We start from the raw sequence: 23,142 nt of genomic DNA, 5'->3' as shown, positions 1-23,142 counted from the left end.
CTACAGATATCACTTAAAAACCGCTGCAAAGTCCCTCGCCTGATCACACAGTGCGAGGGATTGCAGATGTTTTTTTTCGATAGCCCCGCCGTTTTGGTGGGTGCGCCTTGATCAACGCCACCAGCCAAACCATCGGCCTCCTGCTGCTGACGGCCATGGATGCCAAGACGCGTGACGTCGAAGCCGTGCTCAGCGACTTCAGGCGCTGCCTCAATTCCTACGAAACCTTGGCGCAAAGCGTCCTCAGCTCTTCGGCGCTGGAGGTCGAGCAGGTATTCAAGGTCGGCCGTGAGGTGGCGCTTGTCGCGCCGATCAACCGTTCGATCCTTCCCAGCAATACCGTCGCCGCGTGCCAGGCCAACGGCACCTTGACGCTGGTGCACATGTTCCAGAGTTCGAGGTTCGTATTGGTCAGTTGGATGCGGATGATGCCGCCGCCGTACATGAATGAATTGCTCGGGGAAATCAGCGCCGAAGTGCTGATCAACCTGCTGCTGGCCCTCGCCACCGGTGCGATGGGCGTGGCGATAGGCATGAGCGCCAAGGTCCTGGACGGCATCAAGTCTCGTCGTGCGCGCCAGTGGTTCAAACAGCTGGCCAGGCAATTTGGGAAATCTCGTGTGCAGGGCCATGTCGAGGCTGCCAAACCGCAATTCGGATGTTGGCCGCTACCTGACGCCGGACCCGGTGAAGTTGGCGGGTGGGATCAATGCATACCAGTACGTGCCCAATCCAACGGGGTGGGTAGATCCGCTGGGACTAAGTTGTAAGAGTGGTGCGTGCCCTGGTAAAGACGTTGATCCTAATCAAACGAAAGAGGTATCCGAAGGAGTCTTACATAAGCATGAAAATTCTGGCGGGCACCTGATTAGGAAACACGTAGAACAGACCGATGCGCAATTAGTTGAAAGGCTTAATACGGAGCCGCACATACCAGCGGCATCGACATTCAGAACACTAGAGGAAGCGGATGCTATTGTGTCTATAAGTTTGGTCTCTCGCCAGAAGGAGATTTCCAAATTTCTAGCAGGAACAAAAAACAAACATATTATTAGAGAACACTCCACCCAAACAGTGGGACTGAGCGTTATAAGAGGCACAACAGAGTCGATTCCTGCCTATAAGTTTATGTTAGTTTTGATTCGAAAACCTGAAATGCCAGACGGCTACCTATTACTGACTGGATATCCCATAGAAAAATGAATAACCAACTAACTGAACTTCAGCAATTCTTTGGCGCCTATTTTAACCAAGACTGGCCAGAGGATCATGCCTCAGCCGACGAGGTCATTGACACCTTTTTACTAGACTCATCGAAAGAAGTGATCTCTGCGGTAAGGCGTGAAATCCTGGATCTAATTACCTCTTACAAGAACGAGTCAGACTTTCAAGACAACCTGCTGCACGAGCAATATTGCTACTATTACTACCCCAGTCAGTGGGCATCCGGACCACTATGGCTGAACCATGTGATTCATAAGTTCGACAACTACTTACTCGAAAAGTAGTGAAGCGTTTAAATCTGATCACCGCGAGCGCGCGTGCTCACGTAGGACCGCGAAGCGGCCCCAGTGCAGGCAGTGGGTACTTTCAGGTAAATCAGTATTTGTCGATTCTGGGGCTGCTGCGCAGCCCCACGCAGGGCAAGCCTGCTCACCACAAAAGAGAGTCGCTCAGCGGAAAATCAGCGCTTCGACAGCTCCATAATCATCCGGCTCAGCAGATAAATACGCGGCGCCACGCTTTCCACTTCCGCGTATTCCTCCGGTGTGTGGATATTCCCGCCGACGATCCCAAACCCATCCAGTGTCGGGGTGCCCACGCCGGCGGAAAGACTCGCATCCGCCGCGCCGCCGCTACCTTCAATTGTCAGCTTCTTGCCCAATTCCCCGTAGATGCCCTGGGCAATCGCGACCAGTTTGTCCGACTCCGGCGTCTGCGGCATCGGTGGCAGGCCCCGCAGCAGGCTGGTCTTCACTTCGGTGTCGGGGATCAGCTTGTTCGCCGACACTCGCGCGAGGTCTTTTTCGATCCGATCAAACTCTTCCGGCAGCGCCGCGCGTACATCCGCCTTGGCCGTGGCCTGGTCGGGGATGACGTTGACGCGGTCGCCCGCCTTGAGCACGGTGAAGTTGATGGTGGTTTTCTTCTCCTCGTCGCCCAGCTTGCCCAGTTGCAGGATCTGGTGCGCGGCTTCCATGGCGGCGTTGCGCCCCAGTTCCGGAGCGACGCCGGCGTGGGCGGCCTTACCCTTGACTTCGACCACGGCGGTGGCGCTGCCTTTGCGCCATACCACCAGGCCATCCGCCGGGCGCCCGGGTTCGAGGTTGAGGGTCACGTCGTGGGCCTTGGCGGTTTTGCGGATCAGGTCCGAGGCGGCGTCGGAACCGGTTTCTTCGCTGGCGTCGAGCAGGAAGGTGATTTGCGCGTAGTCCTTGAAGCCCTGGTTTTTCAGGACTTTGAGCGCATAGATGCCGGCGACGATGCCGCCCTTGTCATCCATCACGCCGGGGCCATAGGCGCGGCCGTCCTTGATATGGAACGGGCGCTCGGCGGCCGAGCCTTCCTTGAACACCGTGTCCATGTGCGCCATCAGCAGGATCCTGGCCTTGCCGGTGCCCTTGAGGGTGGCGATCACATGGCTGTTATTGGCGGCCTTGTCCGGCACCAGCTCAATCGTGAAGCCCAGTTGCTTGAGTTCATCAACGGCGATGTCGCGCACTTGGGTCAAGCCCGGCTCGTAGCCGGAGCCCGAGTCGATGTTCACCAGGCGCTCCAGCAGTTTCAGGGCCTCGGCCTTGTACTGTTCGGCGTCTGCCTGGATCTGTTTGTGAGGTTCGGCACTGTAGGCCGGCATCGCGAAGGACAAGGCCAGGGTGGCGGCCAGGAGGGTACGTGGAAAGTTGAAGAGCATGGACCGATCCTTGTTTTTTATTGGGAGGTGCCGCCACACCCTACCCCACTAGATCGATCGCAACCAACTCCCTTGTACGGAACTGACGCGGTTACGCCCACTGCTCTTGGCCTCGTACAACGCCTGGTCGGCGTCGTTCAGCCAACTGGTGGAATCGGCGTGGGCCGAATGATACGGCGCCAGGCCGATGCTCAGGCTGACGCGCAGGGTCGGGTCCTGGGCGTAGGCCAGCGCATTGAAGCGATCACGCAAGGCGTCCATGACTTCGGTCGCGCGGTTGAGCGGCATGTCCGGCAGGATCACGCAGAATTCGTCCCCGCCATAGCGCCCGGCCAGGTCAGTGGCGCGCAGGTTCTGGCGCAGCACCTTGCTGAGTTGGCGCAGGACGATATCGCCGGTGACATGCCCGTAGGTGTCGTTGATGACTTTGAAATGATCAATGTCGATCAACGCAATCGCGGCGCCCTGTTGCTCGCGGCGGCAGCGTTGGAATTCGATTTCCAGGTGGTCTTTCCAGGCGCCGTGATTGAGCAGGCCGGACAGGCTGTCGGTGCGGCTCAACGCCAGCAGCTCACGTTTGTGACGGGCCAGCGTCACCGCCTGGCGATAGCAGATCCAGCCGAGGGCCAGCGGGTACAGCATCAGGATCGGCAGGCACGCGTAAAGCTGGGTCTCGGTGGTCACCGCAATAAACGCCGGGGTCAGGATCAGCATCGAGCTGCCAATACCCAGTGCCTGCGCCACCCAGCCCGCCAGCATGAAACGCGGGCCGCCGATGGCCACGTTGTTCATGGTCATCATCGACAGCGTGGTCACGCTGGGCAGTGGATTGAAGTGCATGGCGCCGACCCAGAACCCGCCACAGAAGGAATCGAACAACAGGTTGCGGCGTTCACTGCGCAGCGTTTGGGCGCTGCGCAGCGAGAGTTGAAAGGCCAGGTGCGGCCACACGAACGCGTTGATCAGCATCCAGGCCCACAGCCATGCAGGTGGGTTCAGCGGATACATGCCGAACACCACGCAGACGAAACCGAGCGTCAGCCCCAGGGTACGGGATTTGTACAGCCGTGAAGCGAGCGGAAGTCCGTTTCCTTCTGCAGCTGACATGGTGGGGTGAGATCCTGGAGGAATGCCTGGAGTCTATCAGGGCACGGGCAGATCGCCACTACCGCTCATAAGGCTGTCACCGTCAGTGTGCAAAGCCACGCGCCAGCATCAGCGCCACCCCCAGCAGCAATACTGCCGTGACCCGCTGCAACAGCACTCGGCGCCGGGGATTTTCCAGCAGGTGCTTGATGCGTTGACCGAAATAGCAATACAGGCAGCCGCTGGTAAATTGCAGCAGCAGAAACGTCAGCCCGAGGATGGCGATGTCCGTCATCGAGCTGTGCTCCCCTGCCCCGGCGAACTGTGGGAACACGGCACTGAACATGATGAGGGTCTTGGGGTTGGAAAACCCGGTGAGCAAACCCTTGCCGAACAGGCCGCGCGCGCCGTCCACGGCGCCCATCCGGTCTATCGACACGCCGCTGCTGGTCCACTGCCGGTAGGCCAGGTAAAGGATGTAGGCCACGCCGACCAGCTGGATTCCTTGGGTGATGGCCTGGTTGCCCTTGATCAATTCCGAGAAGCCCACGGCAAAGACCAGGATCGAAATCAGGTACGCCACACTGGCGCCGAGCTGCGCCGGGAGTGAACTGCGCAGGCCGGCCTTCAGGCCCAGGCTCAACAGCAGCAACGTCATGGGGCCAGGGCTGAAGGTCATGGTGGCGCAAAACAGCAGGAAGTAGAGAAACGAAGAAAGCGTCAATGCGCTGGTCATGGCGTGGACCTTGGGTAAGAAGACCTGCAGTCTAGGCAAGCAGCCGTGTACAAGGCAGGTAAAGTAAGGCCTAATCCGCCCTGACTTTACCGGTGAAATCACCAGCAAACACAAGGAAGGTCCATGTTGGTATCCGCCATTGCCTTTGTACCGGGCGTGCCCAAGGTGCAGCAGATCGTCGAGGCGTTCAGCCAGGCCATCGAGCACGGTGAATGGGCGCCCGGCAGCAAGTTGCCGTCGGTGCGTGAACTGACCCAGGTGCTGGGCGTCAGCAAGTTCACCCTCAATGAGGCGCTGGACCGCCTGCGCGGGCGCAACCTGCTCACCTCCAGCCAGGGCCGTGGCTTTTTCGTGGCGATAGACCGCGTGCGCCCGGCCTCGGCAGCCTGGGTCGAACTACTGCCCCAGGACCTGCTCAGCGTGTTGCGCCGCCCGCTGGCCACCGCCGGCGGCGATCTGCGCCCCGGCGGCGGCCACTTGCCGGAGGAATGGCTGGACGCCGAGCCGATTCGCCAAGCCATGCGCAGCACCGTGCGTGCGCCCTCGTTGCGCATCGCCGGGCTGGGCACGCCGGCCGGGCTGCTACCGTTGCGCCAGGCCCTGCAACAGAAGCTGCACACGGAAGGCCTGTCGGTGCCGGTGGAACAGATCATCACCACGCCCAACACCGTGCAAGGCCTGGACATGCTCATGCGCCTGCTCGCGCGGCCCGGCGACACGGTGCTGCTGGACGCACCCTGCTACTTCAATTTCCACGCCAACCTGGCCTTGCATGGGGTCAAGGTGGTGACCCTCGAACGTCGCCCCGACGGTTTCGACTTCACCGCCCTCGAACACCTGCTGGCCGAACACCGTCCCAGCCTGTACCTGACCACCAGCGTGCTGCACAACCCCACCGGCCATTCGTTCAGCCCCAGCCAGGCGTTTCGCCTGCTGCAACTGACCCAGCAGTACCACTGCCATATCGTCGAGGATGACCTCTACGGCGACCTGCACCCCAATCCGCCGCCACGCCTGGCCGCCCTCGCCGGCCTGGAGCAGGTCACCTACCTGTCGGGGTTCTCCAAGATTCTCAGTGCCAACGCCCGCGTCAGCTACGTGGTGGCCGCGCCGCAACTGGCGGCCAACCTGACCAATATGAAATTGATGAGCGGCGGCGTGACTTCAGAGCTGTTCGAGCAGATCGTCTACCGCATGCTCAGCGAAGGCAGCTACGGCAAGCACCGCAAGCGCATGGTCCAGCGCTTGATGGAAGCCGGTGGCCGCGTCGAGCAATGGCTCAAGCGCTGCGGTTGCGAGCTGCCAATGGGGTTTGAAGGCGGGATGTTCATCTGGGCGCGGCTACCCGCCGGAGTCGACGGCGAGCAATTGGCCCAGGCCGCGCTGAAGCAAGGCATGGTGTTGGCACCGGGCACCTTGTTCGGCTACGACCCGGCGCACCGTGATTCGATGCGTTTCAATGTGGCCCACAGTGACGAGCCACGGGTGCAGCAGCTGTTCGAACAGTTGCTCAGGGCTTCGCGCGCCCCTTGAGCATGCCGTGATTGACCAGCAGCGTGCGCATCGCATTGCGGGTAATCCCCAGCAAGTCGGCGGTTCGCAGTTGGTTGAAGCCACAGAACGCAAACGCCTCGCGCACGATCAAGTCTTCGATGTCGTGCAGCAAGGTATCCCCCGGCACCTCGAACAGGCGCAGCAGTTGCTCGCGCATCACCTCCTGGGGAATGCGCGGCGCGCTGCTGTTGGCACTCGAATGCAGGGCACTGAGCCCGGCGGAAAACTTCAGGTGGTTGGGCATGATCGGTTTGTCGCCGGCCACCAACAGTGCCAGGTGCACGACATTTTCCAGCTCGCGGATATTGCCCGGCCACGGATAATCGAGCAGTGCCTGGGTGGCGGACTCGGAGAGCATCGGCTCGGCGATTTTCAACTTGGCGCTGTACAGCCGGCGAAAGTGCTCCACCAACGGCAGGATATCCAGCGGCCGTTCGCGCAGCGGCAGCACCTGCACCTGGGCAACGTTGATGCGGTAGAACAGGTCGAGGCGGAAATTGCCCGCTTCCACAGCTTGCTCAAGGTCGATGTTGGTCGCAGTGACCAGGCGGATATTGATCTTGATCGGCTTGCGCGAACCGACGCGCACCACCTCCTGTTCCTGCAACACTCGCAGCAACTTCACTTGCAAAGGCAGTGGCAGGTCGCCGATCTCATCGAGAAACAGCGTGCCGCCATCTGCCTCTTCAAACCAGCCGATGCGCCGCCCGGACGCCCCGGAAAACGAACCGGCTTCGTGACCGAAAAACTCACTCTCGGCAAGGTTCTCGCTGATCGCGCCGCAGTTCACCGGCACAAAAGCGCCGGTGCGCCCGCTGGCACTGTGGATGTAGCGCGCCACCAACTCCTTGCCGGTACCGGTCTCGCCATTGATCAACACCGGCGCTTCGCTGGGCCCGACACGCTTGAGGTAGTCGAGCAATTGCAGTGAGCGCGGGTCGGAAAACACCAGGGCCTTGGCGCGAATCGACAGCGGATCCTTTTCGCCCTGGGGCAAGGTCAGGATCGGCGTGGGGTGCCCGTGGGGACGGCTCATGAACAATTTCCCGGCGGCAAGGATGGAAGATGAAGCGTGACTGTACTGACTCCTCGTTATAACCGAAAATATTTAAAATTCATTAGCAAATAACCATAAGCCCTAGACGCTGGCTGGCCTGCGATAGCCGCGCATCCCCCTCAGCGACGGTGCGCCAATGAGCGTACACACCGATCACCCAGGCTTTGCACGCCCTGCACCAGCACCACCAGCACAATCACCGTGACCACCATGATCTGGTTGTTGAAACGCTGGTAACCGTAGCGGATCGCCAGGTCGCCCAGCCCGCCGCCACCGATCACCCCGGCCATCGACGAAAAGCCGATCAACATCACCAGCGTCAAGGTCACCCCGGCCACCAGCGCCGGCAGCGCTTCGGGCAACAGCACCTTGAGAATCACATGCCGGATATCGCCGCCCATGGCCACGATGGCTTCGATGCGGCCCTTGTCCACTTCATCCAGCGCGGTCTCGACAATCCGCGCAAAAAACGGAAACGCGCCGATGGTGATCGGCACCACCGCCGCCGTGCTGCCCAGGGTGGTGCCGACGATCAGGCGGGTCAGCGGAATCAGCGCAATCAACATCACCACGAACGGCAACGAGCGCCCCAGGTTGATCACCCCGCCGAGCACACGATTGACCCGTGGCAACGGCAGCAGCCCGCCACGCCGGCTGATAAACAGCAGCACGCCCAGCGGCAGGCCGATCAGCAGGGTGAACCACCCCGCGAGCAGCACCATGTACAGGGTTTCGCCGGTGGCGTTGAGGAGCAATTGCAGGATGTCCTGCCAGTCGGTTTTCATACGGCCCTCACCACTTGCAGGCTGGGGGCGAGCGAACGGCCCAGGCGCGAGGATGGGTCGGCCTGCAATTGCACCAGGCTGCCGCTTTCCACCACGCGCCCATCGGCCAGGGACACGGCGCTGTCGCAAATCGCCTTGACCACCTCCAGCTCGTGGGTGATCAGCACGATGGTCACCCCCAGTTGCCGGTTGATGTCGCGCAACAATTCGAGGATCGACGCCGTGGTTTCCGGGTCAAGGGCGCTGGTGGCCTCATCCGACAACAGATACGCCGGACGCGCCGCCAATGCACGGGCGATGCCGACGCGCTGTTTCTGCCCGCCCGACAGCTGCGAGGGAAAGGCCTGGGCCTTGTCGCTCAAGCCCACCAATGCCAGCAACTCGGCGACTCGCACGGCACGTTCAGGCTTGGGCATATTGGCGATTTCCAACGGCACCGCGACGTTATCCGCCACGTTGCGCGAATGCAGCAGGTTGAATCCCTGGAAGATCATGCCGATGCGCTGGCGCTGCTGGCGCAGTTGCTTGTCGCTCAGTTGCGTGAGGTCCTGGCCGTCCATGAGGATGCGTCCGGAGGTCGGCCGCTCAAGCAGGTTGAGGCAGCGCAGCAAGGTGCTTTTGCCCGCGCCGCTGCGCCCGACGATGCCAAAGACCGAACCGTCGGCAATCTGCAACGACACGTCATCCAGCGCCGGTGGCTGGCCATCGGCGTAGGTTTTGCTGACCGCCTCGACGACGATCATTCGGCCGCCACCGGGATCACCGAACCGGCGTATTTCTCGCTGATGAACTTGGCCACCGCCGGTGAGCGCAGGTCGTTGGCCAGCTGCTTGATGCGCGGGTCTTCGAGCAATTTCGGCGTGGTCACGAGGATATTCGCATACGGATTGCCTTCGGCCTTTTCCAGCCCCAGCGCATCCTTGGCCGGCTGCAATCCGGCTTCCAGGGCGAAGTTGCCATTGATCACCGCCAGGTCCACGTCGTCCAGGGCGCGCGGGATCTGCGGCGACTCGATTTCGAGGATCTTCAGGTGCCTGGGGTTCTCGGCGATGTCCTTGGGCGTGGCCTGGTCCTTGGAGGCGTCGTTGAAGCCCGGTTTGAGTTTGATCAGGCCGTTGGCTTGCAGCAGGTACAACGCGCGGCTGAGGTTGGTGACGTTGTTCGGCACGGCCACGGTGCCTTTGTCTGGCACCTGGGCGAGGCTGGTGTGGCGATGGGAGTAGATGCCCAGCGGCTCGATATGCACGGTGGCCGCCACCGCAAACTTCTGGCCGAGCGCCTGCTCCTGGGAATTGAGGTACGGCAGGTGCTGGAAGTAATTGGCGTCTACATCGCCATGCGCGAGCAACTCGTTGGAGTTCACGCCGCTGGGGATCTCGATGATTTTCAGCTTCAGGCCCGGGTCGAGCTTTTGCACGTATTCAAGGATTTGCGCGTGGGGAATCGGGTCGGCAGCTACGCGCAAGGCGTCGGCGGCCGACACGCTGAAAGAGGCCAGCAACGCCGCCAGGGTAAGTGCAGATTTCTTCAACATAGTGATCTCCTGATCAGGCGGACAGTGCGTGGGGAAGCGTGGCGTCGGCGTAGAAACGTTGGGCGACATCGGGGTGCGAGCGCAGGCGGCCCTTGAGGTAATTCCAGCCGACCTCGCGCAGCAACGGATTGCGCGGATCGCTGGTCGGGCCATGGGCGTCGCGCAGCAGCTCTGGCGCCAGTGGGAACACCGGCACCACCGCGTCGAGTTGCGCACCGAGGAAGAACGCCAGCGACAGGCGCTCGCTGCCCAGCGACGGCGATACCACCCGGTGCACGGTGGCGCGCAGGTAGCCATTGCTGGCCAGTTCCAGCAACTCGCCGATGTTCACCACCAGTGTGTCGGGGCGCGGCGACGCATCGATCCAGCGGCCCTCCTCGACTTCCACCTGCAAGCCGGGCTGGTCCTGCAGCAAAAAGCTCAGGAAGCCGGAGTCCTTGTGCGCCCCCACCCCCTGGCGGCTTTGCTGGGCGTGACGACCGGGGTAGCGGATCAGCTTGATGTGCTCGTTGGGCGTGTCGCCGTACAGCGGGTCAAAGGCGTTTTCCGGCAACGACAACGCTTGGGCAAAGGCGCGCAACAGGCGCAGCGCCATCTGCGTCATCGCCTGTTGCCAGCCGAGCACCAGCGGCTTGAGCTGCGGCAAGGCTGCCGGCCATTGATTAGGGCCTTGCAGGCGCGCCCAGGCCGCCGGATGGTGGCCCGCATCAAGTGGCTCGCGCTCGGCGCCGACGTCAAATTGCTCGCGCAGGTCCGGCTGCCCACGAGTGATCTCCGAGGCCGCGCGGTTATAGCCGCGAAAGTGCGGCGAATTGAGCATGCCCACCGCCAGCTTGTCGGCCTCGGGCAAGGCAAAGAACGCGCGCGCCTGCTGCTGCACTTCGGCCAGCAACGCTGGGTCGATCCCGTGGCCGGTGAGGTAGAAAAACCCGATATGCCGCGCCGCCAGGCGCAACTCGTCGAGGAACTGCTGGCGTTGCTGCGGGCTGCCATCGAGCTGCGAGAGGTCGAGCAAGGGCAACGTGGTGATGGACTGCACGTGGGACATCGGCGGCTCGCTCCTTGAACAGAATCCTTGAGAAGCGTCCAAGCTAAACGATCTTAAAAACCCGCAATAAATATCTTTTTAGAATTAGCTTAGGCAGGTCGACCTACCTTCCGCGCTGGTTTTTTGCTTCGTCGTGTATCTCCTTATCGCCAGATACACTGCAATACAAAGGGCACAAGGCAAGCGCGCCGACACTGGCTAGACTGCCGCCCATGAGTATTTAACGAGGAAGGCAGCATGGACCATGTCGATCACATCCTGATCGTCGATGACGACCGCGAGATCCGCGAACTGGTGGGCAATTACCTGAAAAAAAACGGCATGCGCACCACCGTGGTCGCCGACGGCCGCCAGATGCGCAGCTTCCTCGACACCACCCCTGTCGACCTGATCGTGCTGGATATCATGATGCCCGGCGACGACGGCCTGCAGCTGTGCCGCGAGCTGCGAGTGGGCAAGCACAAGGCCACGCCGGTGCTGATGCTCACCGCGCGCAACGATGAAACCGACCGCATCATCGGCCTGGAAATGGGCGCTGACGATTACCTGGTCAAACCCTTCGCCGCCCGCGAGTTGCTCGCACGCATCAACGCAGTGTTGCGGCGCACGCGGATGCTGCCGCCGAACCTGGTGGTCAGCGAAACCGGGCGCTTGATCCGGTTTGGTCGTTGGCGCCTGGACACCACCGCGCGCCACCTGCTCGATGAAGACGACACCCTGGTGGCGCTGAGCGGCGCCGAATACCGCCTGCTGCGGGTGTTCCTCGACCACCCCCAGCGAGTGCTCAACCGCGACCAGTTGCTCAACCTGACCCAGGGCCGCGATGCGGACCTGTTCGACCGCTCCATCGACCTGCTGGTGAGCCGCCTGCGCCAGCGCCTGCTGGATGATGCGCGCGAGCCGGCCTATATCAAGACCGTGCGCAGCGAGGGTTATGTGTTTTCCCTGGCGGTGGAAATCCTCGGGGCCGATCAATGACCTTCAAACTCGGCTGGCCACGCACCCTGGCGTCGCAGTTGTCGCTGATCTTCCTGATCAGCCTGGTGTGTGCCCATGGCCTGTCCTTCAGTGCGCAGTTCTACGAGCGCTATATCAGCGCGCGCACTGCCATGCTCGGCAACCTGGAAAACGACGTATCGACCTCGGTGGCGATCCTCGACCGTCTGCCCGCCAACGAACGCGCGGCCTGGCTGCCGCGCATCGACCGGCAGAACTACCGCTACCTGCTCAACGCCGGCGAGCCCGGCGAGCCGATGCGCAACGATGACATCCCGATGGCCGCCACCTCGATCGCCGAGGCCCTGGGCGAACAGTACGCCCTGACCTTTCGCACGATCCCTGGGTTGCAGAAGCACTTCCAGGCGCACCTGACCCTGGCCGACGGCAACCCGATCACCCTTGACGTGCGCCCCGCCGCCCTGCCCGTGGCCTACTGGCTGCCGGTGGTGCTGGTGCTGCAACTCGCGCTGCTGCTGGGCTGCACCTGGTTCGCCGTGCGCCTCGCCATCCGCCCGCTGACCCGCCTGGCCCGCGCCGTGGAGACCCTCGACCCCAACGCGCATCCGACGCCACTGGATGAACACGGCCCGACCGAAGTGGCCCACGCGGCCGCCGCGTTCAACGCCATGCAGCAGCGCATCGCCGAATACCTCAAGGAACGCATGCAGATCCTGGCGGCGATTTCCCACGACCTGCAAACCCCGATCACGCGCATGAAACTGCGCGCCGAGTTCATGGAGAATTCGGCTGATCGCGACAAACTCTGGGGTGATCTCAGCGAAATGGAGCACCTGGTGCGCGAAGGCGTCGCCTATGCCCGCAGCGTGCACGGCGCCACTGAAGCCAGCCACCGCATCCACCTCGACGCCTTCCTCGACAGCCTGGTGTTCGACTACCAGGACATGCACAAGCAGGTGAGCCTCAGCGGCAAAAGTGCGGTGGTGCTCGACACCCGTCCCCACGCGCTGCGGCGGGTGCTGGTCAACCTGGTGGACAACGCCCTCAAATTTGCCGGCGCCGCACAGCTGGAAGTCGGTTCGACGACCGAGGGCGAGCTGTCGATCAAGGTGTTGGACGACGGCCCCGGCATCGCCGAAGACGAACTGGTGCAGGTCATGCAACCGTTCTACCGCGTGGAAAGCTCACGCAACCGTGGCACCGGCGGCACCGGGCTGGGGCTGGCGATTGCCCAGCAACTGGTGGTGGCCATTGGCGGTTCGCTGACCTTGAGCAACCGCCCGGAAGGCGGGTTGTGCGCGCAGATCAAGATCAGCTTGTGAGATACCCCCGCAGGCGCTGGCTTGCCAGCGCTGCAGACACCCGGGTGTAGCAGGCCTGCCGCGTCGATGCGATCGCCGGCAAGCCCGCGCCTACAGAAAAACCGTCAGTTCGCCGCCGTAGACGGCTCCAACTGCCGCTGCGCCAACCAGATCTCTTCCTGCAACCACTGGCTGAACACCTGCAACTGCGGCAAATCCGTCTGCTCCGGCCGCGTCACCAGCCAATAGGACTGATGCCCCTCCACATGCACGTTCAGCACCTGGGTCAACTGCCCCGATGCCAACTCCGCCGCGACCATATGCCAGTCGGCAATGGTGATCCCCAACCCATCGGTGGCCGCGCGAATGGCCAGGTCCAGCAGGTCGAATTCATACCCGCCCTGGGTATCCACACCGTGGATGCGCGCCGCGTCCAGCCAGTGTTTCCAGGTCAGATAACGCTGGTCTTCGCTGGCCAGCACATGCAACAAGGTCATGCGGTTGAGGTCCACGCCCTCGTCGCTGCACTCACGGGCATACAGCGACGGCGCGCACACGGCGATATGCCGCTCCTGTATCAGCAACGAACTGTCGAGGCCATCCCATTCGCCGTTGCCAAACCGAATCGCGCAATCCAGCGTGCTGGTCTGCGCCAGGCTGTCCTGCAAACAGGTGGTGATGCTCAGTTCCAGCTCCGGATGGGCCTCGCGCAAACGCCCCAGGCGGGGCATCAGCCAGCGGCTGGTGAAGGTCGGCGGCGCGTTGACGTGCAGCCGGTTGGAGTGGGTTTTCTGCTGGATGCTGCGCACCGTCAACTCGATCTTGTCGAACGACTGGTGCAGCGCGCGCAGCAACACGCGCCCGGCGCTGGTCAGTTCGAGGTGATGGTGACGACGCTCCAACAAGTTCTCGCCCAACTGGTCTTCCAACTGCCGGACCTGGCGGCTGACCGCGCTCTGGGTCACGTTCAGCAGCTCGGCAGCCCGGGTAAAACTGCCGGTACTGCCGGCCACTTCGAAAGCCTTGAGGGCATTGAGCCCGGGCATTTTGCGTTTCATGGGAAGCACTCGAGGACGACTGACGAGGCGCCAAGCATCCCATGAGCCAGCAGTTTTTTCCTAGCCAACATGATTTTTTGTATCGCGCAGTAACGATCGCCACGCCAGCGGCGCGTCTATCTCGACACACCGTCACCGCCACGCCGACTAACATGCGTTTAAGGAACGTTTAACCGCTGAATTTATCGTTTGTCGATCGTCGCACCGATGACAAAACTGCGGGCATCTCTAATAAAAACAACATGAGAGCAGCCCCATGTCCGATTCCAACGTTTTAGCGACCCTGGACGGTAACGCGCCGCACCCCGCCGTCGAAGCCCTGTGCAATCAGGTGCAAAGCGGCGAGATCAACCGCCGGCAATTCCTGCGCACCGCCGCCCTCCTTGGCATCACCGTGGCCAGCGCCAGCAGCTTTATCGGCTCAGCCCTGCTCGGCAACGATGCCCAGGCCGCCGACGGCACGCCGGCCCGCCAAGGCGGCAGCCTGCGTTTTGCCTGCGCGATCCAGGAAATCCAGGACCCGATGCTGATCACCTGGATCGAAGCGTCGAACCTGCTGCGCAATGCGCTGGAATACCTGACCTGGGTCGACGCCGACAACATCACCCACCCGTACCTCGCCGAAAGCTGGAGCCCGTCCGACGACCTCACCACCTGGACCTTCAACCTGCGCCAGGACGTGAAGTGGAGCAACGGCGACAGCTTCAACGTCGACGATGTCCAGCACAATATCCAGCGCTGGATCGCCGCGGACTCCAAGTCGGTCAACCGCACGGCGTTCCAGGACATCAAGGCCTTCGAAAAAGTCAGCGACTACCAGTTCCGCCTGCAACTCAAGCGGCCGATCCTGGCGATCCCGGAGATGCTCAACGCGTTCACCTGCGCCATGGTCCATCGCAGCTTCAAGGCTGGCGATGACTGGGCCAAGAACCCGCTGGCGACCGGGCCATTCAAGCTGGTGTCATTCGCGGTCAACAAGCAGGCGACGTTCGCCAAGCGCGCCGACTATTGGGGCAAGCCGGCCAATCTCGACGAGGTGCGCTATATCGACATGGGCACCGACGTGTCCACCCACCTGGCCGCCCTGCAGGCCGGCCAGGTCGACGTGCTGTACCGCGTGACCGTGGCCGAACTCGACCTGGCCAAGCGCTTGCCGGGCGCGCAGCTGCTCAGCTGCAAATCCGCGCAGACCGTGGTGATGCGCATGGCCTGCGACCAGAAGCCGTTCACCGATGTGCGGGTGCGCAAGGCCGTGGTGCTGTGCGCCGATAACGCGCAAATGCTCAAGGTCGCCTATCGCGGCATGGGCACCCTCGGCGAAGACCACCACGTGGCGCCCTCTCATCCCGAGTACTTTGCGTTGCCCAAGCGCGAGCGCGACGTGGCGGCGGCGAAAAAACTGCTGGTCGAGGCCGGGTTTGCCAATGGCCTGGACATCGACCTGATCGTCGGCAACACACAGGGCCGCTATGAGCAGGATTGCGCACAGATCCTGCAACAGAACTGCCTGGAAGCCGGCATCCGCATCAACCTCAAAGTGGTGCCCGCGGCCCAGTACTGGCCGATCTGGGACAAGGCCGCGTTCAGCCTGACCTACTGGGCCCACCGCCCGCTCGGGGTGATGTCCCTGGAGCTGGCCTACCGTGGCGGCGGCGCCTGGAACGAAAGCCACTACCACGACCCGGCCTTTGATGCGGCCCTGGACAAGGCCATGGGCATCATCGACCCCAAGCAACGCGCGGCGGCCATGCAGGACGTCGAGCAGATCCTGCAGGACGCGTGCGTGATCGTGCAGCCGTTCTGGGGCGATAAGTTCACCGCCGTGAGCAAAAAGGTCCAGGGCTTCCAGGTCCACCCCTCCGACTTCTACCCCATGGGCAGTGTTTGGCTGAGCGCCTGATCGACAGGCGCAACACCCCTTCCCATCCCCCCGTCGGAGCGTGCACCTGATGGCTCATTTTCTACTGCGCAAATTGCTGATGCTGCTGGCGACCCTGCTGTCGGTGTCGCTGATTGTGTTCCTGGCGCTGGAACTGAATATCGAGGACGTGGCAATCAACGTTCTCGGCCCCTACTCCGCCGCCGACCAGCGCGCCGCGTGGCTGCTGGAACACGGCTATAACCAGCCGTTCGCGTGGCGTTACCTGGTGTGGTTGAAGGATTTCGTCAGCGGCGACTGGGGCACTTCGGTGTACTTTCGCGAATCGGTGCTCAAGCTGCTGCTGCCCAACCTCTGGCAAACCCTGACCCTGGCCGGGCTGGCCTTGCTGGTGATGGTGCCGGTGGCGCTGACCCTGGGCGTCCTCGCGGGGATCCGCCAGGGCTCGCCGGTCGACCGGCTGGTGTCGTTCCTGTCGATCGTCACCACCTCGATCCCGGACTTCGCCAGCGCCGTATTCGTCTCGGCGATCTTTGTGTTCTGGCTCAACTGGCTGCCCGGTGTCAGCAGCATGAGTGACGGCTTCAGCGCCGTGGAACTGGTGCTGCCGCTGATGGTGCTGTGCCTGTTTGGCATCGGCTACCTGGCGCGTATCACCCGCGCGTCGATGGTCGAGGTGATGCAGGCGCCGTACATCCGCACCGCGCGCCTCAAAGGTGCCTCCACTGCACGCATCGTGCTGCGCCACGCGCTGCGCAATGTGCTGATCGCGCCGGTCACGGTGATCATGCTGTACATCCCCTGGCTGCTGTCGAACGTGATCGTGGTGGAGGTGTTTTTCGCCTACAAAGGCTTCGGCTCGCTGCTCTATACCGCTTCGCTCAACCATGACGTCTACCTGATCGAAGCCTGCGCGATGATCAGCGGCGTGGTGGTGGGCATCAGCAAGATCTTCTCGGACCTCGCCTACACCTGGCTCAACCCGCGCATCACCCTGCGCAGTCTCGGCGGAGGCCGCCCATGAACCTGCTCAAATCCTTCAAGCATCCGCTGGCGCTGCTCGGCCTGCTGCTGGTCGGCGGCTGGGTGCTGATCGCCCTGTGCGCGCCGTGGCTGGCGCCGCATGATCCGCTGGAAAGCTTCACGCCGCTGCTGACCCCGCTGACTGCCGGCGATGACGGCGCGCGGTTCCTGCTGGGCACCGACATGATTGGCCGCGACATCCTCTCGCGGCTGATCTGGGGCACGCGCACCGTGCTGTTCTGGTCGATCCTCGCCACCCTCACCGCCTTTGCCGTGGGCATCGCCATGGGCCTGTGCGCCGGTTACTTCAATGGCTGGGTCGACGCGGTGCTGTCGTATGTGGCCGACACCGTGCTGTCGTTCCCGGTGCTGGTGCTGTACATCGTGATCATCATCGCCCTCGGCGCTTCGGCGCTGAACATCCTGATCGCGGTGACCTTCACCAGCGCGCCGGCGATCTTTCGCATCATGCGCGCGCTGACCATCGACATCCGCTCGCGCGACTACGTGCTCAGCGCCATCACCCAGGGCGAAGGCTCGCTGCGGATCATGCTGGTGGAAATCCTGCCCAACTGCGGCGGGCCGCTGATCGTCGATTTCTGCCTGCGCATCGGCTACACCGCGATCATGATCGGCGCCCTCGGTTTCCTCGGCCTCGGCCTGCCGCCACCGACCCCGGACTGGGGCGGCATGATCAATGACGGCCGCGCCATGGCCATTTCCTTCCCGCACCTGGTGATCTTCCCCTGCATCGCCATCTCCACCCTGATGCTCGGCCTGAGCCTGCTCGCCGACGGGCTGGATGAACACGCGCAGCAAGGCGCAAGGAGTTGAGCATGAGCAGCCAGCAAACCGTATTGCGAGTCGACAACCTGTCCGTCGAACTGCCCAAGGGCGCCGACCGCAGCCACGCCGTGCAAGGCATCAGCCTGGACGTGCGCAAGGGCGAAATCCTCTGTGTGATCGGCGAGTCGGGCTCGGGCAAGTCCGTGCTGTCGGCGGCGATCATGGGCGATTACGCCAAGGGCCTGCGGCATGCCGGTGGGGTCATCGACTTCCTCGGCGAGGATATCTGCCGCCTCGACGACGCGCGCCTGCGGGCATTGCGCGGCAACCGCATTGCGATGATTTTCCAGGAGCCGATGGCCGCACTCAACCCGGCGATTCGCATCGGCAGGCAAGTCGAAGAGATCTTCGACATTCATGCGCCGCAGATGCCCGCCGCCGAGCGCCGCGAACGCATGCTTGCGCTGTTGGCGTCCACGCAACTGCCGGACCCGCCGCGCATCGCCAACAGCTTCCCGCACCAGTTGTCCGGTGGGCAATGCCAGCGCGTGGTGATTGCCATGGCCCTGGCGATGAACCCGGACCTGCTGATCGCCGACGAACCCACCACCGCCCTCGACGTGACCACCCAGGCCCAAGTGCTGAAGCTGGTGCGCGACCTGCGTGGGCGCGGGCAGCACGGCATCCTGTTTATCACCCACGACTTTGGCGTGGTGGCACAGATTGCCGACCGCATCGCGGTGATGGAAGGTGGCCGCCTGGTGGAAATCGGCGCACGTGACCAGGTACTGAATGCGCCGGCTCATGCCTACACCCGCAAGCTGATTGCGGCGGTGCCGGCGCTGCACCCCGAACTGCATGTGCCGAGCGAGGACGGCGAAATGGCCTTGCGCATCGAGCACCTGACCAAGACCTACACGGTCGGCGGCAGTTCGGTGGCGGCGCTGCGCGATGTGTCGCTGAACCTGCCGCGCGGCAAGACACTGGCGATTGTCGGCGAATCCGGCTCGGGCAAAAGCACGCTGGTCAAGGCCGCGATCCGCCTGGTGGACAGCGACAGTGGCCATGTGTGGGTCGGCGACACCGACTTCCTGGCCCTGCGCGGCGCGGCTTTGGCCGCCAATCGCCGGCGTATCCAGATGATTTTCCAGGACCCGTATGGCTCGCTCAATCCCCGCCACCGTGTCGGCGATATCATCGCGCGCGCCGCGCAATTGCGTGGGCTGTCGGCCAAGGATGCCTGGGCCGAAGCTGGCGACCTGCTCGAGCAGGTGGGCCTCAAGCGCGACGCCCTGCAGCGCAAGCCTCGGCAGTTCTCCGGCGGCCAGCGCCAGCGCATCGGCATTGCGCGCGCCCTGGCGATGCGCCCGGAAGTGCTGATCGCCGATGAAAGCGTGTCGGCGCTGGATGTGTCGGTGCAAAAGCAGGTACTGGAATTGCTCGCCACGCTGCAGCAGCAGTTGAACCTGAGCATCCTGTTCATCACCCACGACCTGCGCGTGGCGGCGCAGATCAGCGACCACATCGCGGTGATGCGCCAGGGCGAGGTGGTCGAATACGGCACCGCCGAACAGGTGCTGCTGCGCCCGCAGAACGCCTACACCCAGGCATTGCTCGCCGCGGCTCCCGGCGCGTCGCAATTGCCGGCGGCCGGGCCGCCGCTACGGCTGATCCGCCCCGCCGCGCACTGAGTTGAAACCTTTTCCCCGCGTCGCAGCGTTCGCTGCGGCAACGGGCTGCTGTTGGCAAAAATAACTAAAAACGAGAGTAAAACCATGCGACCAACGATGCGCTACTTCACCCTTATCCCTGTGCTCGGCGCCCTCGCGGCGCCGGCCATGGCCGTGCAAGTCACCGATAACCTCGACCTCGGCGGCGCCATCCGGGCACGCTGGGACTATGACCCGGACCGCGACATCCAGAAGTTCGGCCTCGACACCGTGTACCTCAGCGCCAAGTACAACTCCGATAGCTGGATCGGCGAAGCGCAGTACCGGTTCTACGGGCGCTCGTACCCCTACCAGTACACCAAGAACTACGGCGATATCCAGTTCGCCAAGTTCGCCTGGGTCGGCTACAAGTTCAACCCCGAGCAACAGGTGCAAGTCGGCCTCAACACCGTGCCGTTCGGGCTGCAGCCGTACTTCGGCAGCACCTTCTATGAAACCCTCGGCAACGTGATCGGCCTGGAAGACGTGCAGCAGGTCGGTGCCAAGTACGTGCAGCAGACCGGCGACTGGAACGTCCAGGCCGGCTACTACCTGCGTCCGGCCTGGCAAGGCAAAGGCACCAGCAAGGGCGTGACCTATTCCAGCGTGGTCTCCGGCGCCGACAGCTACGTCGCCGACGGCAGCGACAACCAGGAACGCAACACCGTGGTGCTGCGCGTGGCCAAGGCCCTCGACCTGGGCGGCTGGAAGTCCGAAGTCGGCGTGTCCGGCCTGACCTCCACCCTGGAAAACAAAGACACCGGCAACGACGGCCGCCGCAACGCAGTAGCCGTCCACTACCTGGGCAAGAACGGCCCGTGGGGCCTGCAGCTGCAGGCAGCGCGCCAACAGATGTCACCGCGCAACGCGGGCACCGACAGCGTGGTCACGTTGGGCGGTTATGACGGCACCTTCAACGTGGCCAGCCGGGGCAATTTGTATGTGGCGGACCTGAGTTATGACGTCGGCGGCAAGTACCTGTTCGACCAGGTCAGTGGGGTGAAGCTGTATGCCAACTACAGTGCGTTCGATAAATCCGAGGATCAGTTCAAGACCTCGCAGCGGGTGATTCTGGGGACGTCGTTTTCGGTCAGCAAGTTGTGGGTGGCGACGGAATGGTTGATCGGCAAGAACGATCCGTACATTGGTGGGAGCAGCTATACCCAGAGCTTGGGGGCTGGGGGTAGTAACCAATGGGAAAATCAGCTGTACATGAACATTGGGTATTACTTCTAATAGGCGGCGTCATTACTGACGCCTTCGCGGGCAAGCCCGCTCCCACATTTGATCGGCGCCGCGGTCAAAATGTGGGAGCGGGCTTGCTCGCGAAGAGGCCGCCAAAAGCACTATAAAAACAACCGGTGTGGAATCCATTTCATGCGCCAACTGCCCTCCCTCAACATGCTCCGCGTCTTCGAAGAAGTCGCCCGCCACCGCAGCTTCAGCCAGGCCGCCGTCGGCCTCAACGTGACCCAAGGTGCGGTCAGCCGGCAGATCAAGCAGTTGGAGGACTACCTCGGTGTCGCTCTGTTCATCCGCACGCCGCAAGGCCTGGCCCTGACCGAAGCCGGCTTTGCCCTCTCGCCGCACCTGAGTGACGCCTTCGACCATATCGAGCGAGCCCTGCAGGCCGTGCGCGTGCCCAACCTGCGCCAGCGCCTGCGCATCGTCGCGCCGCCGACCTGGGCCACGCGCTGGCTGTCCGCGCACTTGCGGCGCTTTTGCGAGCGCTACCCGGACATCAACCTCAGCGTCACCCATCAAAACAGTCACGCAAGCCTGGCGGAAATCGACTGCCAGATCCGCTTCGGCCTGGAACCGGCGCTGCATTGCAGCAGTGAATTGCTGGTGATGGAACGCCACATCGCCGTGGCCAGCCCGGAGCTGTTCAGCGACGGCCAGCCGCCCGACCTGCGCCGCGCCCCGCTGCTGCATATCCTGCACGACGGCAAGCGCTTGAAGGTCTGGGAGAACTGGCTGGCGGCCATGGGCCGGGAGGACATCGATGCGGACCAGGGCCTGGAATTCAGCACCCTCGACCAGGTGATTCATACCGCGCTGGCAGGCGGTGGCCTGGCGGTGATCGACCGGCAGATGATCGAGCGGGAATTGGCCAATGGCAGCCTGCTGCCGATCACCCCCGTGGAGGTGATCGGCCCGTATGGCTATTGGCTGGATGTGGCGCCGGACAAGCTGGGCTTATCCAAGGTTCGGCTGTTTACGCAGTGGCTGGGCCAGGTCAGCAATCCCTGATGGCACGGGCGCCTCGGCCTTGCACGCCTGGCTCAAGGTCAACGCCTTGGTTTCCGGCGCCCAGGCCCAGGAAATGAGCGCGCCCAGCACCAGGATCGCCGAGAGAATGCCCATGGTCGGGCTCAAGCCGATGCCGGCCACGCTCACCGGCAGCAGGAAGGTACTGACCGCCGAGCCGAGGCGGCTCACCGCCGTCGCCAGGCCGATGCCGCTGGCACGCACTTCGGTGGGGAAGCTTTCTGCCGGGAACACCCCGACCAGGTTGCTCACCGCCGACAACACCAGGGTGAACACGCCGAAGGTCAGCACCATCAGCCAGGCCATGCTGCCCGGCAACACCGCGAGCAGGAACAGCGCGACGGCGAGGATGATGAACGAGTTGATCAGGAAGCCCCGGCGCGAGAACTTCACCGTGCACCAGATGCCGATCAGCGCACCGACAATCAGCAGCAGGTTGAGCAGCAGTTCGGTGCCAAAGCCCTGGGACAGGCCCATCTTCTGCAGGATCGACGGCAGGAACGTGTAGATCGCAAAGTACGGCATCACGATGCACACAAAGAACAGGCAGTTGAACGCCGTGCGCTTGCGGTATTCACGGCTGAACAGGACGCCGTAGCCCGAGCGGGTCTGCGTCGACGGTTCTTCATCGAGGACCACGTGTTCGCCGAGGTGCTTCTTGACGATGGCGCGGGCTTCGGCGATGCGCCCACGGTTGATCAGCCAGCGCGGTGATTCCGGGGTGCCAATACGCGCGATCAGGATCAGCCCGGCGGGAATCGCCGAGGACGCCAGCATCCAGCGCCAGGCATCGTCACCCAGGCTGAGCATCGCCGTGCCGACAAAGGTTGCGGCCACGTAGCCGAAGGTCCAGATCACACTGAATGAGCCCAGCAACACGCCGCGATGTTTCTTCGGCGAGAACTCCGCCAGCATGGCATGGCCGACACTGAAATCACCGCCCAGGCCAATGCCGATGAGGATGCGGCACAACAACAGGCCCATGGCCGTTTCGGCATAGAACTGCATGACCGAGGCGACAGTGATCAACACAAAGCTGACCAGGAAGATTTTCTGCCGGCCGAGGGTGTCGGAGATCCAGCCGAAAAACAGGCTGCCGAGGAACAGCCCGATCAGCGCCGAGGCGCCGATCAAGCCTTGCCACAAGGCGTCGAGTTGCATCTGTGGGCTGAGCAGGGTGAAAGCGATACCGATCAGGCCGAGGATGTAGCCATCGGTGAAGTGCGCGCCGAAGGTCAGGCCGGCGATCTTCAGGTGAAAGCGGCCGATCGGCAGGTCGTCGATATTGACGGGTTGGGCGGTCATGGTGTTCTCCCTATTGTTGTTTTTGATGGAGTAACGGTGGGCGTGCGCCTTGTGGTGCGAGCGGTGGATCGGTCGAAGCATGGGGCGCTGGCGTCCCGCTGTCGCAGGCAAGCCAGCTCCCACAGTCGACCTCTGCTGT

Annotated in this window: 21 protein-coding genes and 1 pseudogene; 12 read left to right on the top strand and 10 right to left on the bottom strand. The window is 62.9% G+C overall.

Annotated features, from left to right (window positions below; translation table 11 throughout):
• Nucleotides 1-107: 107 nt before the first annotated feature.
• The 3 genes and pseudogenes from AC07SI_RS17550 (at nucleotide 108) to AC07SI_RS17540 (ending at nucleotide 1,508) form a co-directional block, all read left to right on the top strand.
• Nucleotides 108-770 (top strand): hypothetical protein, encoded by a 663-nt coding sequence (locus AC07SI_RS17550; protein ID WP_495006192.1) that lies wholly within the window; start codon nucleotides 108-110, stop codon nucleotides 768-770.
• Nucleotides 652-1,203: pseudogene (locus AC07SI_RS17545) on the top strand (RNase A-like domain-containing protein); the annotation flags it as partial. The gene AC07SI_RS17550 and the pseudogene AC07SI_RS17545, both read left to right, overlap by 119 nt.
• Nucleotides 1,200-1,508 (top strand): contact-dependent growth inhibition system immunity protein, encoded by a 309-nt coding sequence (locus tag AC07SI_RS17540; RefSeq protein WP_495006177.1) that lies wholly within the window; start codon nucleotides 1,200-1,202, stop codon nucleotides 1,506-1,508. The pseudogene AC07SI_RS17545 and the gene AC07SI_RS17540, both read left to right, overlap by 4 nt.
• 176 nt (nucleotides 1,509-1,684) lie before the next feature.
• Here the strand turns inward: AC07SI_RS17540 and AC07SI_RS17535 are convergent, their stop codons facing one another.
• The 3 genes from AC07SI_RS17535 to AC07SI_RS17525 all read right to left on the bottom strand — a co-directional run bounded on the left by AC07SI_RS17535 (nucleotide 1,685) and on the right by AC07SI_RS17525 (nucleotide 4,736).
• Nucleotides 1,685-2,914 (bottom strand): M20/M25/M40 family metallo-hydrolase, encoded by a 1,230-nt coding sequence (locus tag AC07SI_RS17535; protein WP_106804088.1) that lies wholly within the window; start codon nucleotides 2,912-2,914, stop codon nucleotides 1,685-1,687.
• 48 nt (nucleotides 2,915-2,962) lie between these two features.
• Entirely contained in the window at nucleotides 2,963-4,021 is a 1,059-nt protein-coding gene (locus AC07SI_RS17530) for a diguanylate cyclase (protein WP_495006176.1), read from the bottom strand.
• 82 nt (nucleotides 4,022-4,103) lie between these two features.
• Nucleotides 4,104-4,736 (bottom strand): LysE family translocator, encoded by a 633-nt coding sequence (locus AC07SI_RS17525; protein WP_495006175.1) that lies wholly within the window; start codon nucleotides 4,734-4,736, stop codon nucleotides 4,104-4,106.
• A 123-nt stretch (nucleotides 4,737-4,859) separates the two neighbouring features.
• Between AC07SI_RS17525 and AC07SI_RS17520 the strand changes: the two genes are divergently transcribed.
• Nucleotides 4,860-6,269: an aminotransferase-like domain-containing protein gene (locus tag AC07SI_RS17520; protein WP_106804091.1), complete on the top strand. Its 1,410-nt coding sequence runs from the start codon at nucleotides 4,860-4,862 to the stop codon at nucleotides 6,267-6,269.
• Here AC07SI_RS17520 and AC07SI_RS17515 read toward each other — a convergent pair.
• The 5 genes from AC07SI_RS17515 to AC07SI_RS17495 all read right to left on the bottom strand — a co-directional run bounded on the left by AC07SI_RS17515 (nucleotide 6,247) and on the right by AC07SI_RS17495 (nucleotide 10,714).
• Nucleotides 6,247-7,326: a sigma-54 interaction domain-containing protein gene (locus AC07SI_RS17515; RefSeq protein WP_106804092.1), complete on the bottom strand. Its 1,080-nt coding sequence runs from the start codon at nucleotides 7,324-7,326 to the stop codon at nucleotides 6,247-6,249. The genes AC07SI_RS17520 and AC07SI_RS17515 overlap by 23 nt on opposite strands.
• A gap of 140 nt (nucleotides 7,327-7,466) precedes the next feature.
• Entirely contained in the window at nucleotides 7,467-8,132 is a 666-nt protein-coding gene (locus AC07SI_RS17510; protein WP_106804093.1) for a methionine ABC transporter permease, read from the bottom strand.
• Nucleotides 8,129-8,875, bottom strand: coding sequence for a methionine ABC transporter ATP-binding protein (locus tag AC07SI_RS17505; protein WP_495006174.1), 747 nt, complete (start codon nucleotides 8,873-8,875; stop codon nucleotides 8,129-8,131). The genes AC07SI_RS17510 and AC07SI_RS17505 overlap by 4 nt, the downstream gene beginning before the upstream one ends.
• Nucleotides 8,872-9,666, bottom strand: a complete 795-nt coding sequence (locus AC07SI_RS17500; RefSeq protein WP_065906720.1) for a MetQ/NlpA family ABC transporter substrate-binding protein — start codon at nucleotides 9,664-9,666, stop codon at nucleotides 8,872-8,874. The genes AC07SI_RS17505 and AC07SI_RS17500 overlap by 4 nt, the downstream gene beginning before the upstream one ends.
• Nucleotides 9,667-9,679: 13 nt before the next feature.
• On the bottom strand, nucleotides 9,680-10,714 hold the full coding sequence (locus AC07SI_RS17495; RefSeq protein ID WP_495006173.1) for an isopenicillin N synthase family dioxygenase: 1,035 nt from the start codon (nucleotides 10,712-10,714) through the stop codon (nucleotides 9,680-9,682).
• 237 nt (nucleotides 10,715-10,951) lie between these two features.
• Between AC07SI_RS17495 and AC07SI_RS17490 the strand changes: the two genes are divergently transcribed.
• Nucleotides 10,952-11,692, top strand: a complete 741-nt coding sequence (locus AC07SI_RS17490) for a response regulator (RefSeq protein ID WP_065906718.1) — start codon at nucleotides 10,952-10,954, stop codon at nucleotides 11,690-11,692.
• On the top strand, nucleotides 11,689-12,993 hold the full coding sequence (locus tag AC07SI_RS17485) for an ATP-binding protein (protein WP_065906717.1): 1,305 nt from the start codon (nucleotides 11,689-11,691) through the stop codon (nucleotides 12,991-12,993). The genes AC07SI_RS17490 and AC07SI_RS17485 overlap by 4 nt, the downstream gene beginning before the upstream one ends.
• A 104-nt stretch (nucleotides 12,994-13,097) precedes the next feature.
• Here AC07SI_RS17485 and AC07SI_RS17480 read toward each other — a convergent pair whose 3' ends face one another.
• The gene (locus AC07SI_RS17480) at nucleotides 13,098-14,030 is read right to left on the bottom strand and encodes a LysR substrate-binding domain-containing protein (RefSeq protein WP_495006172.1); all 933 of its coding nucleotides are present in this window, start codon (nucleotides 14,028-14,030) and stop codon (nucleotides 13,098-13,100) included.
• A 256-nt stretch (nucleotides 14,031-14,286) separates the two neighbouring features.
• On the opposite strand from AC07SI_RS17480, the gene AC07SI_RS17475 reads away from it, so the two are divergent.
• The 6 genes from AC07SI_RS17475 (at nucleotide 14,287) to AC07SI_RS17450 (ending at nucleotide 21,680) form a co-directional block, all read left to right on the top strand.
• The gene (locus tag AC07SI_RS17475; protein WP_495006171.1) at nucleotides 14,287-15,930 is read left to right on the top strand and encodes an ABC transporter substrate-binding protein; all 1,644 of its coding nucleotides are present in this window, start codon (nucleotides 14,287-14,289) and stop codon (nucleotides 15,928-15,930) included.
• A gap of 49 nt (nucleotides 15,931-15,979) precedes the next feature.
• Nucleotides 15,980-16,933, top strand: a complete 954-nt coding sequence (locus tag AC07SI_RS17470) for an ABC transporter permease (protein ID WP_201144220.1) — start codon at nucleotides 15,980-15,982, stop codon at nucleotides 16,931-16,933.
• The gene (locus AC07SI_RS17465; protein WP_120448432.1) at nucleotides 16,930-17,766 is read left to right on the top strand and encodes an ABC transporter permease; all 837 of its coding nucleotides are present in this window, start codon (nucleotides 16,930-16,932) and stop codon (nucleotides 17,764-17,766) included. Before AC07SI_RS17470 ends, AC07SI_RS17465 begins: the two co-directional genes overlap by 4 nt.
• Before the next feature lie 2 nt (nucleotides 17,767-17,768).
• On the top strand, nucleotides 17,769-19,409 hold the full coding sequence (locus AC07SI_RS17460; protein ID WP_262134689.1) for a dipeptide ABC transporter ATP-binding protein: 1,641 nt from the start codon (nucleotides 17,769-17,771) through the stop codon (nucleotides 19,407-19,409).
• Between the two features lie 84 nt (nucleotides 19,410-19,493).
• Entirely contained in the window at nucleotides 19,494-20,663 is a 1,170-nt protein-coding gene (locus tag AC07SI_RS17455; RefSeq protein WP_120448430.1) for a hypothetical protein, read from the top strand.
• Between the two features lie 141 nt (nucleotides 20,664-20,804).
• Nucleotides 20,805-21,680 (top strand): LysR substrate-binding domain-containing protein, encoded by an 876-nt coding sequence (locus AC07SI_RS17450; protein ID WP_495006170.1) that lies wholly within the window; start codon nucleotides 20,805-20,807, stop codon nucleotides 21,678-21,680.
• Here the strand turns inward: AC07SI_RS17450 and AC07SI_RS17445 are convergent.
• Nucleotides 21,627-23,003, bottom strand: a complete 1,377-nt coding sequence (locus tag AC07SI_RS17445) for an MFS transporter (RefSeq protein ID WP_120448429.1) — start codon at nucleotides 23,001-23,003, stop codon at nucleotides 21,627-21,629. The genes AC07SI_RS17450 and AC07SI_RS17445 overlap by 54 nt on opposite strands.
• Nucleotides 23,004-23,142: the final 139 nt, after the last annotated feature.

This window comes from Pseudomonas sp. GW821-FHT05D12, assembly GCF_059419825.1.
Note: the sequence above shows the minus strand (reverse complement) of the source record. Positions and strands in the feature narration are given on the sequence as shown.

What these genes read in the sequence shown, in the direction of transcription:
- AC07SI_RS17455 (WP_120448430.1), top strand. Translation starts at nt 19,494, where the DNA reads ATGCGACCAACGATGCGCTACTTCACCCTTATCCCTGTGCTCGGCGCC.
- AC07SI_RS17530 (WP_495006176.1), bottom strand. Translation starts at nt 4,021, where the DNA reads ATGTCAGCTGCAGAAGGAAACGGACTTCCGCTCGCTTCACGGCTGTAC.
- AC07SI_RS17490 (WP_065906718.1), top strand. Translation starts at nt 10,952, where the DNA reads ATGGACCATGTCGATCACATCCTGATCGTCGATGACGACCGCGAGATC.
- AC07SI_RS17495 (WP_495006173.1), bottom strand. Translation starts at nt 10,714, where the DNA reads ATGTCCCACGTGCAGTCCATCACCACGTTGCCCTTGCTCGACCTCTCG.
- AC07SI_RS17470 (WP_201144220.1), top strand. Translation starts at nt 15,980, where the DNA reads ATGGCTCATTTTCTACTGCGCAAATTGCTGATGCTGCTGGCGACCCTG.
- AC07SI_RS17480 (WP_495006172.1), bottom strand. Translation starts at nt 14,030, where the DNA reads ATGAAACGCAAAATGCCCGGGCTCAATGCCCTCAAGGCTTTCGAAGTG.
- AC07SI_RS17450 (WP_495006170.1), top strand. Translation starts at nt 20,805, where the DNA reads ATGCGCCAACTGCCCTCCCTCAACATGCTCCGCGTCTTCGAAGAAGTC.
- AC07SI_RS17505 (WP_495006174.1), bottom strand. Translation starts at nt 8,875, where the DNA reads ATGATCGTCGTCGAGGCGGTCAGCAAAACCTACGCCGATGGCCAGCCA.
- AC07SI_RS17465 (WP_120448432.1), top strand. Translation starts at nt 16,930, where the DNA reads ATGAACCTGCTCAAATCCTTCAAGCATCCGCTGGCGCTGCTCGGCCTG.
- AC07SI_RS17540 (WP_495006177.1), top strand. Translation starts at nt 1,200, where the DNA reads ATGAATAACCAACTAACTGAACTTCAGCAATTCTTTGGCGCCTATTTT.
- AC07SI_RS17485 (WP_065906717.1), top strand. Translation starts at nt 11,689, where the DNA reads ATGACCTTCAAACTCGGCTGGCCACGCACCCTGGCGTCGCAGTTGTCG.
- AC07SI_RS17510 (WP_106804093.1), bottom strand. Translation starts at nt 8,132, where the DNA reads ATGAAAACCGACTGGCAGGACATCCTGCAATTGCTCCTCAACGCCACC.
- AC07SI_RS17520 (WP_106804091.1), top strand. Translation starts at nt 4,860, where the DNA reads ATGTTGGTATCCGCCATTGCCTTTGTACCGGGCGTGCCCAAGGTGCAG.
- AC07SI_RS17525 (WP_495006175.1), bottom strand. Translation starts at nt 4,736, where the DNA reads ATGACCAGCGCATTGACGCTTTCTTCGTTTCTCTACTTCCTGCTGTTT.
- AC07SI_RS17515 (WP_106804092.1), bottom strand. Translation starts at nt 7,326, where the DNA reads ATGAGCCGTCCCCACGGGCACCCCACGCCGATCCTGACCTTGCCCCAG.
- AC07SI_RS17500 (WP_065906720.1), bottom strand. Translation starts at nt 9,666, where the DNA reads ATGTTGAAGAAATCTGCACTTACCCTGGCGGCGTTGCTGGCCTCTTTC.
- AC07SI_RS17445 (WP_120448429.1), bottom strand. Translation starts at nt 23,003, where the DNA reads ATGACCGCCCAACCCGTCAATATCGACGACCTGCCGATCGGCCGCTTT.
- AC07SI_RS17460 (WP_262134689.1), top strand. Translation starts at nt 17,769, where the DNA reads ATGAGCAGCCAGCAAACCGTATTGCGAGTCGACAACCTGTCCGTCGAA.
- AC07SI_RS17475 (WP_495006171.1), top strand. Translation starts at nt 14,287, where the DNA reads ATGTCCGATTCCAACGTTTTAGCGACCCTGGACGGTAACGCGCCGCAC.
- AC07SI_RS17535 (WP_106804088.1), bottom strand. Translation starts at nt 2,914, where the DNA reads ATGCTCTTCAACTTTCCACGTACCCTCCTGGCCGCCACCCTGGCCTTG.